Raw genomic sequence first — 13,079 nt, forward strand, 5'->3', positions numbered from 1 at the left:
ACCAGCCAACCATGAACCTCAGGCAGCGTCGCCCGTCAGGATCACGGTGAGACGGTCGAAACGCATCGGATCGACCGCTGGCTGCAGGCGGCTGATGCCCAGATCCTTGGCCAGCGCCTTGGCTGCCGCGGCGAGTCGGGGCGGGAAGTAGACCGTTGACGACGGGATGGTGCCGTACCAGTTGTCAGACCCGACGACGTTCCAGCCGGCACCGCTGGCACGCTGCGCGGTCGTGCCCGCGAGACCCGCGATCCCGGAGTTGTTGTAGACCTCCACGAAGATCTCACCGCGCTTGATCGCGGGCTTCTTCACCTTCTTCGGTGGCGCCGGCGCGGGCGTGGCAGTCGGGGTCGGGGAGGCCGAGGGTTGGGCGACGGTCTGCGCACGGTCGTCGGGCGCACCCGAGTCCTGGGTGGCGACGAAGGCCAGCCCGGCCATGGCAACCGCCACGATGCTGAGGATCACCAGCGGCGAGGGGAATGCCACACCGCGCTCGTCCCGAGGACGCATCGCTCAGACCTCGAAGCCGAGACGGCGGGCCGAGCGCTGCCGCTGGCGGGCGGCGCGCAGACGACGCAGGCGGCGGACCAGCAGGGGGTCGGCCTCGAGGGCCTCGTCCTTGTCGATCAGGTTGTTGAGGACCTGGTAGTAGCGCGTGGAGGACATGTCGAACTTCTCCCGCACGGCCTGTTCCTTGGCCCCGGCGTACTTCCACCACTGGCGCTCGAACTCGAGGATCTCGCGATCACGCTCGGACAGGACCGGCGCGCCAGCAGCGGCCTCGCTGCCCTCGAAGGCGTTCGCGGCGTCCATGAAGAGTCTCCCGTCAGTGTTCGTGCGCTCCTACTGTAGGCGACAAACCACATCGATGTCATTCGGACTCCGGCGAGTCGCCGACTAGGGTTACGCCCGTGACTGACAAGGGCTCGGCCGACCTCGTCATCGTGGCCAACCGCCTGCCGGTTGACCGCGTGACCAACGCTGATGGCTCTGTGGGTTGGCGGCGGTCCCCTGGGGGGCTCGTCACCGCCCTCGAACCCGTGCTGCGCGCCAACGAAGGGGCGTGGATCGGTTGGCCCGGCAGCACTGAGACCGAGCTCGAACCGTTCATGGAGGACGGTCTGCGCCTGGTCCCGGTGGGACTCTCCGACCAGGAGGTCGAGTACTTCTACGAGGGGTTCTCCAACGGCACCCTCTGGCCCCTCTACCACGACGTGGTCGCCAAGCCGGAGTTCCACCGTGACTGGTGGATCGACTACGTGAAGGTCAATCAGCGCTTCGCCGACCGCGCCGCGGAGATCGCCTCCGAGGGCGCCTCGGTCTGGGTGCAGGACTACCAGATGCAACTGGTCCCGCAGATGCTCCGCGAGCTGCGCCCCGACCTGCGCATCGGGTTCTTCCTGCACATCCCCTTCCCGCCAGCCGAGCTGTTCCAGCAGCTGCCGTGGCGCCGCCAGATCCTCGAGGGGCTGCTCGGCGCCGACCTGGTCGGCTTCCAGCTGGCCGGAGGTGCAGCGAACTTCGTTCGTCTGGTACGTCAGCGCGTGGGTCACAAGACACACCGCGACATGGTCTACCTGCCGGACGGGCGCACCGTGAAGGCGGCGGCGTTCCCGATCTCGATCGACACCGCGGTCTTCCAGAAGCTGGCCGAGTCCGACTCGGTCGCCGAACGTGCCGCCGAGATCCGCACCGAGCTCGGCAACCCGCGCACGATCTTCCTGGGGATCGACCGGCTCGACTACACCAAGGGCATCTATGCGCGCCTGCGCGCCTACAGCGAGCTCGTGCGCGACGGCCACTTCGACGTCGAGGACACGGTCTTCGTCCAGGTGGCCACGCCGTCGCGTGAGCGGGTCGGCCAGTACCGCGTGCTGCGCGACGATATCGACCGCCTCGTGGGTCGGATCAACGGCGACCTGGGCCGCATCGGCAAACCGGTCATCTCCTACCTGCACTCCTCCTATCCGCAGCACGAGATGGCGGCGCTGTACCGCGCCGCGGACATCATGGTCGTGACGCCGCTGCGCGACGGGATGAACCTCGTGGCCAAGGAGTACGTCGCCTGCCGGCTCGAGGACGACGGCGCCCTGGTGCTCTCGGAGTTCGCGGGTGCGGCGGACGAGTTGCGCCAGGCCTGGCTGGTGAACCCCTATGACATCAACGGGATGAAGTCGGCACTGCGGGAGGCCTACGACGCCGAGCCTCGCGAGATCAACCGCCGGATGCGGGCCATGCGCAAGACCGTGCTGGAGAACGACGTCAGCCGCTGGGCGCAGCACTTCCTCGAGGAGCTGGCCGCGACCCGCCCCGAGCACGGGAAGGTCGTGCGCGACTCCACCCCCCGTTGAGTCGTGGAGGGATCGGGTAATTTCAGGACATGGATCTGATCCCCAAACCCGATCAGGTCGTCTCCGCTGTCGGCAACGTCGCGCACCTGGTGATGTACGGCGGCCTGGCCGATCTCCGCCCGATGCCGCGCACCCTGATCGATGAGGGCAATCTGCGCGAGGTCTACCACTACCGTCCGGCTGCGGGCGTGGAACAGTCCGGCGATCCGGTGCTGCTCGTCACGCCACTGGCCGCCCCTTCTTCCTGTTACGACCTGCGCCGGGGCTGCTCGCTGGTGGAGCACCTTGTGGAGCAGGGGCGTCCCACCTACCTGGTGGAGTACGGCCAGGTCTCCTTCAAGGACCGCGCCCTGGGCATGGAGCATTGGATCGACGAGGTCGTCCCGACGGCGATCCGAGAGGCCTCGGCCCACGCCGGGGGACGTCCGGTGCACGTGGTGGGCTGGAGCCTGGGAGGGATCTTCGCGGTCCTCTCGGCCGCCGACCAGCCTGACCTTCCCATCGCCTCGCTGTCCGTGCTCGGTACGCCGTTCGACGTCACCGAGGTGCCGATGGTGGCGCCCCTGCGGCCGCTGCTCAACCTCGAGCTGCCCGACAGCCTGCGCCCGCTCACCCGGCTCTACCAGGCCATCGGTGGCGCCCCGCAGCCGCTGGTGCGCTGGGCGTTCCAGCTGTCCTCGGTGCAGAAGCTGGTCACCAAGCCCCTGGCTCTCGCCACGCACCTCGATGATCGCGAGTTCCTGGCCCAGGTCGAGGCGGTCGACGCGTTCACCGCCAAGATGATCGCCTACCCCGGGCGGGCCTTCGGGCAGCTCTACCACCGCTTCGTGCGGGGCAACGACTTCCGTGGGGGCTCCATCCGCTTCGGCCAGCGCACCATCGAGCTCTCCTCGATCACCGCGCCGGTGCTGGTCTTCGGCGGCGCCACCGACGGCATCGCACCCGTCGCCGCCGTCCGCGCGCTCCTCCCGCTGCTGACCGGTTCGCCCGAGGTCCAGTTCGAGATCGTGCCGGGAGGGCATCTCGGGATGCTCACCGGGCGGGGTGCACGGGCCACGACGTGGGAGGCGCTGGACGAGTGGATGTCCCGCTGGCCGGCCGCACCGGTCAAGCAGACCCGGACAGCACGCAAACGACCCTCCAAGAAGACCGCCAAGGCCACCCCCAAGCGGACCCAGATCGGCTCCAACCCGCAGCGTCGCTATGACTCGAAGGCGTCACGCGGCCTTGCGGGCGGCTGAGTCATGGGGACCCTGAGCGAGCTCGTCGAGCGCCGGCTCGTCGCGCCGGACTGGGCCGAGGCGCTGGCCCCGGTCGAGGACCGGATCGCCACGATGGGCCGGTTCCTGCGGGAGGAGATCGCCGCCGGGCGCGGCTACCTGCCGGCCGGCGAGGTCATCCTGCGGGCGTTCGAGCGCCCGCTGGCCGATGTCAAGGTGCTGGTGGTCGGGCAGGACCCCTACCCGACGCCGGGACATCCGGTCGGGCTGAGCTTCAGCGTGGCCGGCGACGTACGACCGCTGCCCCGCTCGCTGGCCAACATCTATCAGGAGCTCTCCACCGACCTCGGGATCCCGCCGGCGGCGCACGGCGACCTCAGCGCCTGGGCCGATCAGGGGGTGATGCTGCTCAACCGGGTGCTGACGGTCCGGCCCGGGGAGGCGGCCTCGCACCGCGGACGAGGCTGGGAGGCGGTCACCGAGCAGGCGATCACGGCCTTCGTTGCCCGTGGCGGCCCGCGCGCAGCGATCCTCTGGGGCCGCGACGCCCAGTCCCTCAAGCCGATGCTGGGCGACGTGCCCTGGGTGGATTCGGTGCACCCCTCCCCGCTGTCGGCGTCGCGAGGATTCTTCGGCTCCAGACCCTTCAGCCGGGTCAACACCCTGCTCGAGCAGCAGGGCGGTACGCCGGTGGACTGGACGCTGCCGCCCATTTAGTTGAAGCAACAACTATTTAGGGATATGCTGGCTCCATGACCGACACCCGGATGCCTGCCCTCTACATCGGCCACGGCGCCCCGCCGCTCCTCGACGACCCGATCTGGTCCGGGCAACTGGCCGCATGGGCGCAGGACCTGCCCCGCCCGAAGGCGATCCTCATCGTCAGCGCGCACTGGGAATCGGCCCCCGTCAGCCTGTCGGCCAGCGGCGTCCCGCTGGTGTACGACTTCGGCGGTTTCGCCGAGCGCTACTACTCGATGACCTACCAGACCCCGGACGCGACTGCGCTGGCCACGCGGATCGCCGCGATGATGCCGGACAACGAGCCCGTCCACCAGCACGCGAGCCGCGGACTCGACCACGGGGCCTGGGTCCCCCTGCGCATCATGTACCCCGAGGCCGACATCCCCGTGCTGCAGATGTCGCTGCCCACCCACGACCCGGTCAAGCTGCTGGCCCTCGGCCAACGGCTCAAGCCGCTGCGCGACGAAGGGGTCCTCATCATCGGCTCCGGTTTCCTCACCCACGGGCTGCCGTTCCTGAAGGAGTTCCGGATCGAGGCCGAGGCACCCGGCTGGTCCACCGACTTCGACGCCTGGGCTGGGGAGGCGCTGGCTCGCGGCGACGTCGACACCCTCGCGTCGTACCGGTCGGCGGCGCCCGGCATGCCCTACGCGCACCCGACGGTCGAGCACTACACGCCGCTGTTCATCACGCTCGGCGCGGCCACTGACGCCTCGGAGCCTGGGCTCCAGGTCATCGACGGCTTCTGGATGGGTCTGTCGAAGCGGAGCCTGCAGGTCGCCTAGGCCCTGTCAGGATGTGCAGGTGAAGATCCTGTCCATCCAGTCCTCTGTCGCCTACGGGCACGTCGGCAACTCCGCGGCGGTGTTCCCGCTGCAGCGCCTGGGCCACGAGGTGTGGCCGGTGAACACCGTCCACTTCTCCAACCACACCGGGTACGGCGCCTGGCGCGGGCCGTTGTTGGCGGCGACCGAGGTGGCCGACGTGATCGGTGGGATCGACGACCTGGGTGCCCTCGAGCAGGTGGATGCGGTCCTGAGCGGCTACCAGGGTGCCGAGGACATGGGCTCGGTGATCCTCGCCGCGGTAGCCCGGGTGAAGGCCCTCAACCCGGCCGCCGTCTACTGCTGCGATCCGGTCATGGGTGATGTGGAGACCGGCATGTTCGTCCGTCCCGGGATCCCGGAGTTCATGCGCGACCACGTCCTGCCCCGCGCCGACATCGCCACCCCCAACCAGTTCGAACTGGACTTCCTGTCGGGCCGCACCACGAGGACGCTGACCGACGTACTCGAGGCGGCCGACGCGGTCCGGGCCACGGGTCCGCGACACCTGCTCGTCACCAGCGTGGTCCACGACGCCTCCCCGGGCGACCTGCTGGAGGTCATCGCGGTCTCCGACGAAGGCGCCTGGGCCGTGACGACTCCCCGGCTTCCGATCACCGTCAGCGGTGCGGGTGACATGGTGGCGGCCCTCTACCTGGCGCACCTCACGGCCACCGGCTCGCCGGCGGAGGCCCTCGCGGCCACCACGTCCTCAGCGTTCGCGGTGCTCCAGAAGACGATCGAGGCCGGCACCCGGGAGATCCAGCTCGTGGCTGCCCAGCAGTCCATCGCGAACCCGCCGATGAGCTTCCCGGTGCGCCGGGTGCGCTAGGCCGGGGCGAGCGGCAGGGCGATCAGCAGGGGCTCGAAGGGCTCGCCGGGCGGGTACACACCGAAGATCACGGCGGCCTCCGGAGTGAGCCGGACATCGGTGGCCGCCCAGGCCGCCATCCCGGCCGGTGCCGGCGTCTGCGCGAGCGTGCACGTGACGAGCGGCAGCCGCGCCCCGGCGCCAGCGATCGTCAACGTCGCCTCGTTGCCGCGCACCGAGATCCAGGGGTCGACGATGTCGACGACGAGCATGCCGTGGTGACCGGCAAAGCGGATCCCGCCTCGGAACGCCAGGAAGCCGTCGGCGTCGATTCCGTCGGGTGCGCCGACGCGGGGGTCGGGTGGGAAGACCCAGCCGGACTCCGCTGCCGCGGCGCCATCGGTGAGTGAGACGCGGCCGTCGGGGAGTCGCTCGATGTAGTCGAGGAAGCTGGCCTTGATGCCCCAGCTGAGGCCCACTGGTGAGTGCCCCATGCCGATCAGAGCGCCCGCTTCCACTCCCGGAAGCCCTCTTCGGTGCGGCCGCGCCGCCAATAGCCCGAGATCGACACCTGGTCGCGCTCGAGACCGCGCTCCTTGAGCAGGTAGGGACGCAAGGCGAGCATCGTCACCTGGCCCTCGCCGTGCACGAAGGCGTGCACCCGGCCCGGCGGCCACTCGACGGCGCGGACGGCGGCCTCGAGCCCGGCGTCCGCGTCGCCGTTGCTGCGGTGGACGAAGGTCAGCGTGCCGTCCGCTGGCAAGGTGAGCGGCGGCTCCTCCTCCGGTGACTCCACGACGACCACGACCCGCGCCACGGCATCGACCGGCAACTCTGCGAGGGCGGCGGTGATGGCCGGCAGGGCAGACTCGTCGCCGACCAGCAGGTGCCAGTCAGCGCTCGGGTCAGGCAGGTAGCCACCACCCGGCCCGTTGGCCAGCAAGGTGTCCCCCGGCTGGGCGGCGGCAGCCCATGGCCCGGCCACCCCTGTGTCTCCGTGGACCACGAAGTCGATCGCCAGGGTGCCGGCGCTCACGTCGGGGAACAGGGCCGTGTAGGTGCGCACGACGGGGAGGTCCTCGGGCGGCAGCAGGTCGCGCAGTGCCCTCATGTCCAGCGGCTCGGGATAGTCGACGCCGGGCTTCTTGAACACGAGCTTGACGTAGCGGTCGGTGAACTCGCTGTCGGCGAAGGCCGACAGGTCGTCGCTGGTGAACCACACCCGCCGAAGCCTCGGGGTGATCATCTCGGTGTGGGTCACCGTGAGGTGCGTGGCCATGGGGCTCCTCGAGTCAGGCGTGCTGGTCCAGGCACCATCCTGCCCGGACCCCGCACAGGCGCCGATGTCAGGCGTCGCGATGCGCGTGGTCACCATGCCTGGCTGATCAACCCGGCGGGCGCCGAGGGGTCTGCGACATCCGCTTCTCGCGGTTCGGTCAGGGTAATGTGAGGACATGGAGCGCTGTCCACAGTGCGGCCACGCCAGCAAGGTCCCACGCTTGTCGTGGATCGACCGGCTGTGGGGCCTGAAGCCGCAGTGCCCCGAGCCCAGCCCGGTGACCTGGTCCTCGATGAAGTTCTGCCAGTGCACCGACCCGTGGCACGTGGCCGGCACCTGACACCGCACGGCTGACTACGCTGACCAGCGTGAGCGATCAAGGGCAGGCGGCCGAGCGCACCCGTGACCTCGGTCGACTGCTGACCTTCGTCGACGCTGTGGTGGCGATCGCGATCACGTTGCTGGTGCTGCCTCTGGTCGACCTCGTGCCCGACCTCCAGGACGACGCGTCGGTGGTCGACCTGTTGCGCGAGCACCAGATCGAGATCGGTGGGTTCCTGTTGAGCTTCGTGGTGATCTCCAGCCTGTGGTCGGCCCAGCACAAGGTGATGAGCACGGTGGTGGCCGAAGACCCTGTGGTGTCCCGGCTACTCATGCTGTGGACGCTGACGATCGTCTTCCTGCCGTTCCCGACCGCGTTGGTGGCCCAAGAGGGTCACGCCCCGGTGACGAAGATCCTCTACATCGGGACGATGGCGGTCAGTTCGACCTGCCTGGCCCTCATCGCGGGTCACGTCGGGCGCCACCGCGCGCTGCGCGACACCGACCGGTCGCCCGACCCCCGCCCGGCCTGGGTGTCGGCCGTCGCCCTCGTGATCGCGCTGGGGCTCTCGCTGCTGGTGCCGGCCCTGAGCTACTGGCCGCTCCTGTTGTTGCTGCTCACCGGCCCGACCGTGCGGTTGTGGCGTCGGCAGCGGTCCTGATGCCCTGACGTCAGCGGCGGGCGAGGCTCGCCAGCGAACCGGCGGCCAGACCGAGGAGGCCGCCGAGCACGGCGGCCGGAAGCCCGATCTCAACGGTTGCCGCCCAGGCCGTCGCGGCATGGACGCGCAGGCCGACGATCAGGCCGACCACCGCACCCACAGCGCCGAGCAGGAGGACACCGAAGACCGCCCAGCGGGCCGGCATGGGCAACTCGTCGAGGGTGCTGCGCAACCCGCTCATGTCCTCGACTATGCCAGAGCCAGGGCGAGTTCACGAGGGGACATGGTGAGGGCCGGGACCTCGCGGTCCCGGCCCCTCTCCGTGATCTGCAGCCCACCTCTCCCCTCAGCAGGTGGGCCGCTTCTGCTGATGGAACGGGGTGCACGCCGGGTCATGACGCGATCCTCCGCAGAAATTATGGAAGATCACCCTGAGGGTAGGGCTTGTCCTGGAAGTGGGTGCTGTCGGGATTCAGCTGGTCCCCGACGTCGCTGGAGGAGCGCACCTTGCCTGCCGTCGCGGTGGCTGCATCGACGATGCGATCCTTCACGACGGGGGCCTTGTCGCGCACCTCGTCGGCGGCCCGGTGGGCGGTCTGCTGGACCCGGGGGTCGTTGCGGACCCGCAACGCGGCGGACTTGATCTGCTCATAGCGCTCGCGGCCGGCACGCGCGCCCAGCACGTAGCCGACTCCTGCGGCGATCAGGACGGTGGACTTCTTCATGTGCTCTCCTGTGTGGTCTGGCTGCTGGTGCTCACGCGCGCGAGAACGCGTCGATGGCGGCTTTGTTGAAGGCGGGCAGATCATCCGGGTTGCGACTCGTGACCAGGCCCCGGTCGACCACGACCTCCTCGTCACGCCAGTGCGCGCCGGCGTTGCGCAGGTCGGTCTGCAGGCTGGGCCACGACGTGACGGTGCGGTCCCGGACGACGTCGGCCTCGATCAGCGTCCATGGGGCGTGGCAGATGGCCGCGACCGGCTTGTCGGCCTCGAAGAAGGCCTTGATGAACGCGACCGCGTCCGGATCCGTCCTGAGCGCGTCGGGGTTGGCGACGCCGCCGGGCAGCACGAGACCGGCGTACTGCGTGACATCGGCGTCGGCGAAGGTGACGTCGACCGGGAACGTGTCGGCCCGGTCGAGGTGGTTGAAGGCCTGCACCGTGCCGTTCTCGGCCGAGATCAGGACCGGCTGGCCGCCGGCCTCCTCGACCGCTTGCCACGGCGAGGTGAGCTCGACCTGTTCGATTCCTTCAGCGGCGACCGCGAAGGCGATCCGGGTTCCGTCCAGTGACGGCATGTTCGTCCTCCTCTTCCCAGGTGTTCGGTCAGGACACGACTGCGTCGATGGTCTTCTTGAGCGCGCTCGGCTGCGCCGGGCTGCGGGGAGCGGTCTTCCGGCTCTCCTCCATCTCGGCGCCGATGAGCTGGAGGTCCTTGCGACCCAGGCCTTCGCGGACCTTGGGGAACCAGTCCTGTTCCTCCTCCTCGATGTGGTGTCGCACGTTCTCGATGAGCACGGTGGCCTTCGCGGTGAATCGTTCGTCCTGCGGCTTCATCGCTGCCAGCTCCGAGACCAGCACGTCGGCCACGTGGTGCTCCTCGTAGGACTCGAGGATGTCGTCCTCCAACGCGGGCAGGAGCTCACGGACCCGGGGGTACATGACTTCGTTCTCGATGTAGGTGTGCACGGTCAGCAGCTCGATGATCCGGTCCACGGTCTTGCCCTTGGCGACGAAAGCCTGGTCTCCGGCCTTCTCGAAGGCCGTGAACAGCCGACGGATCTCCTTGTGGTCGTTCTTCAGCAGCACGATGGCATCGGTGGACATGTGGCTTCCGTTCTTGTCAGTCAGCAGCGACCCGGTGATCTGGACCTTCCGGCGTCGCGAGGATTCGTACCCGTTGGGTGCTGGGCCATGCCCGTCCCGCTTCGCCTACTCTTCAGACTGGCTCGGTGGCCCGCGACGTGTTCAAGGAGATCGTGTGACCAGGTGGCTCCTCCTCCTCGTCGCCATCCTGAGTGAGGTGACCGGCTCGCTCGCGCTGAAGGCGGCGTTGGAGCACCCGCCGTTCTACGCGCTCGTCGCGATCGGCTTCCTCACCTCGTTCTTCCTGCTGGGCGCCGTGCTGCGTCGGGGCATGCCGTTGGGGGTCGCCTACGGCATCTGGGCGGCCCTCGGGGTCTCCCTCACGGCCGTCACCTCAGCGATCCTGTTCGGGGAGGACCTCACCGTCGTGATGGGCGTCGGTCTCGGCCTGGTGGTCGCCGGTGTCCTCGTGGTCCAGCTGGGGTCCCACATGGCCCTGCAGGCCCATCACCGTGACGGGGGCGTGTGATGCAGTGGGTCTTCCTCGTCTCGGCGATCCTCATGGAGGTGTCCGGGACCCTCGCGCTGAGGGCCGCGTCCACCGGACGCCCGCGCTGGTACGTCGTCGTGGTCGTCGGCTACCTCGCCGCCTTGGCCTTCCTCGCACTCACTCTCGACGCGGGTCTCGGGCTCGGCGTCACCTACGGCATCTGGGCCGCGTCCGGGGTGGCCCTGACCGCCATCGCGTCCAAGATCCTCTTCCAGGAGCCGCTCACCCTGTTCATGGCCAGCGGGATCGTGCTGATCATGGGGGGCGTCCTGCTCGTCGAGCTCGGGGCCGGTCACTGATCGCGGTCGTTGCCCGATGGATCGTCAGGAGCGGCGGTCACCTGACCTCGAACCGGCCGAGGCCTCCCGGTTCACGATCGAAGGTCCGCACGCGCTCCACGACGGCGCCCGGAGGGCCGTGCTGGCACCAGGCGCACAGGCTGTCGACGTCCGGTGCCGCGCCCTCGAACCAGGCCCGCACCGAACCGTCCGGCTCGTTGGTCACCCAGCCGGCGAGGTGTCGTCGCCGCGCTTCCTGCTGACAACTCCCCCGGAAGAAGACTCCCTGCACGCGTCCGACGACGATGACCTCCCGCGCAACGGTGTCAGAGCCGGTCATGGCTCCATCATGCTGGTCAGCGCGCTGAGTGCAAGATCCTCCGCACGACGCCACGGTCGTCGTCGGAGGCATAGATCGCGAAGCCGCCGGCGTAGGCGTAGCCTCCCCACGCAGGTTCGTCGGTGCTGTCGGTGCGGCGGACTCCGGGGCGGTGCCCCGGGTCGAACGTGGCGGATGCGTAGAACGCGACACCGCCGCCGAACCCGCATCGCGCGGCACCGGGTGGCGCCCACTGTTCGAAGTCGAACTCACAGGCCGCCATGTCGGTCCTGGCCCAGTCGGCGGGAATGTCCACCTGCACGCCTGCATGCTCGATCGTCTTCCACGCGCTCGACGAGGCGCGTTCAACCGGCTGCTCGGTTCGGTTCGCCGAGCACGCACCGAGCGCGATCAACAGCGCGAGCGACGTCGCCACTACCTTCGCTGGGATCCAGGTCACGACAGTGGGACGCGCCCCGGGCGGGCTCGGTTCCGACGTACGGCGGCCAGCGGCCGTCCGCACTGGTCGGCGACCAGGGGACTCAGGACACGGCCGCCCGGACCAGTTCGGCGACCTGCTTCTCCACTGCGGGACTCCACCGCAGGAGGGCGTAGGCGACCGGCCACAGGTCCCCATCGTCGAGATGGGCGGCGTCCTGGAACCCGAGGGTCGAGTAGCGGTACTTGAACTTGCCAGCGTCCTGGAAGAAGATCACGACCTTGCCGTCCGCATCGGCATAGGCGGGCATGCCGTACCAGGTCTTCGGAGACAGGCCCGGCGCCGTTGCGGTCACTGTCACGTGGACCCGTTCGGCCAGCGCGCGGTCCTCCGGGGCCATCTTCGCGATGGCGTCCAGGACCGCTTGGAGCCCGTCGGCCTTCTTCGCCCCTTTCTTGCCCTCGGCCCTCAACTCGGCCGCGCGCTCCTTCATCGCGGCACGCTCCGCTGCGCTGAAACCGTCTGACTCGTTGGTGGCAGGCATGGCGCTCCCCTTCTGATGGTGGGGTCGGCCCGCTGCCGGCCCTTCACCAGCAGGCTAGGCGCGCCCAGTGCCTGTCGCTTCTCGATTCCTGATCGATCCGGGCCCCATCCCGGGCTCACCATTTGCTGTCGTGGCAACAAAGGTTGCAACGCAGAACTGCCGTGGGGAGGCTGGTGGCCCCCCATTCGTACGACGCGACCAGCAAGGACGTCCCCCCTGATGAGTGCATCCGGACACCAGCACGACAAGAACGAGACGGACACCATGTTCGAACCCGCCAGCTGGGACGAGCGCTATTCCGGCGAGGAGAAGATCTGGAGCGGCGATCCCAACCCTCAGCTGGTCGCCGAGGTGTCTGCTCTGACCCCCGGCACTGCCCTCGACGTCGGTTGCGGGGAGGGCGGCGACGTGATCTGGCTCGCCCGGCACGGCTGGAAGGTGACCGGAGCCGACTTCTCGGCCGGCGGCCTGGCACGTGCCGAGCGGCACGCCGAGCAGGCCGGGGTTGCTGACCGCACCGACTGGTGGCAGGTCGATGCCCGCGACTTCGCGGCGGAGGGCCGGTCCTTCGACCTCGTCACGACGCACTTCCTGCACCCGCCGAGCGGAGGGATGGTGGAGGTGACGCGCCGGCTCGCCGATGCGGTCGCGCCGGGAGGTCACCTGCTGGTCGTGGGCCACGCACCGTCCGAGGTGTTCAAGCACCTGAACTCAGCTCAGCACAACGCCATGTTCCTGGCCGAGGAGCTGCTGCCCAGTCTGCCGGACTCCTTCGAGGTCCTGGTGGTCGAACAGCGGCCCCGGACGGTCACCCGCGATGGTGTGACGGTCGACATCGACGACTCGACGCTGCTTGCCCGGCGTACTGCTTGAGGGCGGACCGGGCGCCGACGCCTCCTTTCCTCGGCGGCTGGCTGGCCACCGCCCGCT

At 69.3% G+C, this 13,079-nt stretch carries 21 protein-coding genes; 10 read left to right on the plus strand and 11 right to left on the minus strand.

Features of this window, described 5'->3' with window-relative positions; all coding sequences use genetic code 11:
• Positions 1-18 precede the first annotated feature (18 nt).
• Both AB7I40_RS13030 and AB7I40_RS13035 read right to left on the minus strand, forming a co-directional pair.
• Positions 19-510, minus strand: coding sequence for a LytR C-terminal domain-containing protein (locus AB7I40_RS13030; RefSeq protein ID WP_428347961.1), 492 nt, complete (start codon positions 508-510; stop codon positions 19-21).
• 3 nt (positions 511-513) lie between these two features.
• Entirely contained in the window at positions 514-813 is a 300-nt protein-coding gene (locus tag AB7I40_RS13035; RefSeq protein WP_428344834.1) for a DUF3263 domain-containing protein, read from the minus strand.
• A gap of 98 nt (positions 814-911) precedes the next feature.
• Between AB7I40_RS13035 and AB7I40_RS13040 the strand changes: the two genes are divergently transcribed.
• From AB7I40_RS13040 to pdxY, 5 genes are read left to right on the plus strand one after another with little or no spacing between them, the layout of a single operon-like run.
• Positions 912-2,351 carry an alpha,alpha-trehalose-phosphate synthase (UDP-forming) gene (locus AB7I40_RS13040; RefSeq protein ID WP_428344835.1) on the plus strand — a complete coding sequence of 480 codons (1,440 nt, stop codon included), beginning with the start codon at positions 912-914 and terminating at the stop codon, positions 2,349-2,351.
• 29 nt (positions 2,352-2,380) lie between these two features.
• On the plus strand, positions 2,381-3,592 hold the full coding sequence (locus AB7I40_RS13045) for an alpha/beta fold hydrolase (RefSeq protein WP_428344836.1): 1,212 nt from the start codon (positions 2,381-2,383) through the stop codon (positions 3,590-3,592).
• A 3-nt stretch (positions 3,593-3,595) separates the two neighbouring features.
• Entirely contained in the window at positions 3,596-4,288 is a 693-nt protein-coding gene (locus AB7I40_RS13050) for a uracil-DNA glycosylase (protein ID WP_428344837.1), read from the plus strand.
• 35 nt (positions 4,289-4,323) lie between these two features.
• Positions 4,324-5,100 carry a dioxygenase family protein gene (locus AB7I40_RS13055; RefSeq protein WP_428344838.1) on the plus strand — a complete coding sequence of 259 codons (777 nt, stop codon included), beginning with the start codon at positions 4,324-4,326 and terminating at the stop codon, positions 5,098-5,100.
• A gap of 19 nt (positions 5,101-5,119) precedes the next feature.
• The gene (gene pdxY, locus AB7I40_RS13060; RefSeq protein WP_428344839.1) at positions 5,120-5,971 is read left to right on the plus strand and encodes a pyridoxal kinase PdxY; all 852 of its coding nucleotides are present in this window, start codon (positions 5,120-5,122) and stop codon (positions 5,969-5,971) included.
• On the opposite strand, the gene AB7I40_RS13065 is transcribed toward pdxY, so the two are convergent.
• Both AB7I40_RS13065 and AB7I40_RS13070 read right to left on the minus strand, forming a co-directional pair.
• Complete coding sequence (locus AB7I40_RS13065) at positions 5,968-6,444, minus strand: HtaA domain-containing protein (RefSeq protein ID WP_428344840.1); 477 nt, start codon at positions 6,442-6,444, stop codon at positions 5,968-5,970. The two genes, pdxY and AB7I40_RS13065, sit on opposite strands and share 4 nt — an antisense overlap.
• 5 nt (positions 6,445-6,449) lie before the next feature.
• Positions 6,450-7,229: a siderophore-interacting protein gene (locus tag AB7I40_RS13070; protein WP_428344841.1), complete on the minus strand. Its 780-nt coding sequence runs from the start codon at positions 7,227-7,229 to the stop codon at positions 6,450-6,452.
• 175 nt (positions 7,230-7,404) lie between these two features.
• Between AB7I40_RS13070 and AB7I40_RS13075 the strand changes: the two genes are divergently transcribed.
• Together AB7I40_RS13075 and AB7I40_RS13080 are read left to right on the plus strand one after the other, a co-directional pair.
• Complete coding sequence (locus AB7I40_RS13075) at positions 7,405-7,569, plus strand: hypothetical protein (protein ID WP_428344842.1); 165 nt, start codon at positions 7,405-7,407, stop codon at positions 7,567-7,569.
• A gap of 28 nt (positions 7,570-7,597) precedes the next feature.
• A complete protein-coding gene (locus AB7I40_RS13080) occupies positions 7,598-8,212 on the plus strand; it encodes a TMEM175 family protein (protein WP_428344843.1) in 615 nt (204 codons plus the stop codon).
• 10 nt (positions 8,213-8,222) lie between these two features.
• Here AB7I40_RS13080 and AB7I40_RS13085 read toward each other — a convergent pair whose 3' ends face one another.
• The 4 genes from AB7I40_RS13085 to AB7I40_RS13100 form a co-directional block, all read right to left on the minus strand.
• Complete coding sequence (locus AB7I40_RS13085) at positions 8,223-8,453, minus strand: hypothetical protein (RefSeq protein WP_428344844.1); 231 nt, start codon at positions 8,451-8,453, stop codon at positions 8,223-8,225.
• Between the two features lie 175 nt (positions 8,454-8,628).
• Positions 8,629-8,937 carry a hypothetical protein gene (locus tag AB7I40_RS13090; protein ID WP_428344845.1) on the minus strand — a complete coding sequence of 103 codons (309 nt, stop codon included), beginning with the start codon at positions 8,935-8,937 and terminating at the stop codon, positions 8,629-8,631.
• Between the two features lie 31 nt (positions 8,938-8,968).
• The gene (locus AB7I40_RS13095) at positions 8,969-9,511 is read right to left on the minus strand and encodes a type 1 glutamine amidotransferase domain-containing protein (RefSeq protein ID WP_428344846.1); all 543 of its coding nucleotides are present in this window, start codon (positions 9,509-9,511) and stop codon (positions 8,969-8,971) included.
• 28 nt (positions 9,512-9,539) lie between these two features.
• On the minus strand, positions 9,540-10,040 hold the full coding sequence (locus AB7I40_RS13100) for a hemerythrin domain-containing protein (RefSeq protein ID WP_428344847.1): 501 nt from the start codon (positions 10,038-10,040) through the stop codon (positions 9,540-9,542).
• Between the two features lie 154 nt (positions 10,041-10,194).
• Here AB7I40_RS13100 and AB7I40_RS13105 point away from each other — a divergent pair, with 154 nt between their 5' ends.
• Positions 10,195-10,548, plus strand: a complete 354-nt coding sequence (locus tag AB7I40_RS13105) for a DMT family transporter (RefSeq protein ID WP_428344848.1) — start codon at positions 10,195-10,197, stop codon at positions 10,546-10,548.
• The gene (locus tag AB7I40_RS13110; RefSeq protein ID WP_428344849.1) at positions 10,548-10,868 is read left to right on the plus strand and encodes a DMT family transporter; all 321 of its coding nucleotides are present in this window, start codon (positions 10,548-10,550) and stop codon (positions 10,866-10,868) included. The genes AB7I40_RS13105 and AB7I40_RS13110 overlap by 1 nt, the downstream gene beginning before the upstream one ends.
• A gap of 37 nt (positions 10,869-10,905) precedes the next feature.
• On the opposite strand, the gene AB7I40_RS13115 is transcribed toward AB7I40_RS13110, so the two are convergent.
• The 3 genes from AB7I40_RS13115 to AB7I40_RS13125 form a co-directional block, all read right to left on the minus strand.
• Positions 10,906-11,187, minus strand: coding sequence for an acylphosphatase (locus AB7I40_RS13115; RefSeq protein ID WP_428344850.1), 282 nt, complete (start codon positions 11,185-11,187; stop codon positions 10,906-10,908).
• Between the two features lie 16 nt (positions 11,188-11,203).
• Positions 11,204-11,482: a hypothetical protein gene (locus tag AB7I40_RS13120; RefSeq protein ID WP_428344851.1), complete on the minus strand. Its 279-nt coding sequence runs from the start codon at positions 11,480-11,482 to the stop codon at positions 11,204-11,206.
• A gap of 226 nt (positions 11,483-11,708) precedes the next feature.
• Positions 11,709-12,149 carry an iron chaperone gene (locus tag AB7I40_RS13125; RefSeq protein WP_428344852.1) on the minus strand — a complete coding sequence of 147 codons (441 nt, stop codon included), beginning with the start codon at positions 12,147-12,149 and terminating at the stop codon, positions 11,709-11,711.
• A gap of 219 nt (positions 12,150-12,368) precedes the next feature.
• On the opposite strand from AB7I40_RS13125, the gene AB7I40_RS13130 reads away from it, so the two are divergent.
• A complete protein-coding gene (locus tag AB7I40_RS13130; protein WP_428344853.1) occupies positions 12,369-13,022 on the plus strand; it encodes a class I SAM-dependent methyltransferase in 654 nt (217 codons plus the stop codon).
• Positions 13,023-13,079 lie beyond the last annotated feature (57 nt).

The sequence above is a fragment of the Nocardioides sp. genome, assembly GCF_050246775.1.
Lineage (GTDB): Bacteria > Actinomycetota > Actinomycetes > Propionibacteriales > Nocardioidaceae > Nocardioides.